This window comes from Micromonospora maritima (assembly GCF_902825405.1).
GTDB lineage: Bacteria > Actinomycetota > Actinomycetes > Mycobacteriales > Micromonosporaceae > Micromonospora > Micromonospora maritima.
Window position 1 is genome coordinate 1 of the sequence record NZ_CADEAU010000902.1, and the last position, 999, is coordinate 999.

The 999-nt window shown below is 76.9% G+C and carries 1 protein-coding gene; it reads left to right on the top strand.

Going from position 1 to position 999, the window contains the following annotated elements; all coding sequences use genetic code 11:
* Nucleotides 1-175 precede the first annotated feature (175 nt).
* Nucleotides 176-999: energy-coupling factor ABC transporter ATP-binding protein (locus HUW36_RS33410; RefSeq protein WP_174531647.1), on the top strand; the 824-nt coding region annotated here is incomplete at its 3' end.

The following is a 999-nucleotide window of genomic DNA, read 5'->3' on the forward strand; positions in this document are numbered from 1 at the left end:
CGCTCGACCCGGCGGCGCTCTACCCGCCGGTCAGCCCGCTCACCTGGCCCGAGTTGACCGCGCCGACCGTGCTCGCGGTCGCCGTCGCGGCCGCGCCGGCCTGGCTGACGCCCCCTCCGCCACCCACCGCGCCGGCCCGCCCGCCGGTCCCGTCGTCCCCACCCGGAGGCCACCCGTGATCACGTTCGACCGGGTCACCGTCCGCTACGCCGACGGCGGTGCCCCACCGCTGCGGGACGTGACGCTGCGGATCGAGGAGGGCGAGCTGTGCCTGGTCGCCGGGCGTACCGGCGCGGGCAAGTCGACGCTGCTGCGGGCGGTGAACGGACTCGTGCCGCACTTCACCGGCGGCACGCTGCACGGCACGGTCACGGTGGACGGCCGGGACACCCGCCGGCACCCACCCCGCGACCTCGCCGACACCGTCGGGGTGGTCGGCCAGGACCCGCTGTCCGGCTTCGTCACCGACACCGTCGAGGAGGAGCTGGCGTACGGCATGGAGCAGCTCGCCCTGCCGCCGGCGGTGATGCGCAAGCGGGTGGAGGAGACGCTGGACCTGCTCGGTATCGCCGAGCTGCGCGGCCGGGCGTTGCGGACGCTCTCCGGCGGGCAGCAGCAGCGGGTCGCCATCGGCGCCGTGCTGACCAGCCACCCCCGGGTGCTGGTGCTCGACGAGCCGACCTCCGCGCTCGACCCGACCGCGGCCGAGGACGTGCTCGCCGCCGTCACCCGGCTGGTGCACGACCTCGGCGTGACCGTGGTGCTGGCCGAGCACCGCCTGGAACGCGTCGTGCAGTACGCCGACCGCCTGCTCTACCTGCCCGGCGACGGCCGGGTGCGCGACGGAGCACCGGCCGAGGTGCTGGCCGGCGTGGACCTCGCGCCGCCACTGGTCCAGTTGGGACGCCTGGCCGGGTGGACGCCGCTGCCGCTGTCGGTGCGCGACGCCCGGCGGCGCGCCGGTGACCTGCGCCGTCGCCTCGACGGCGTGGACCCGCC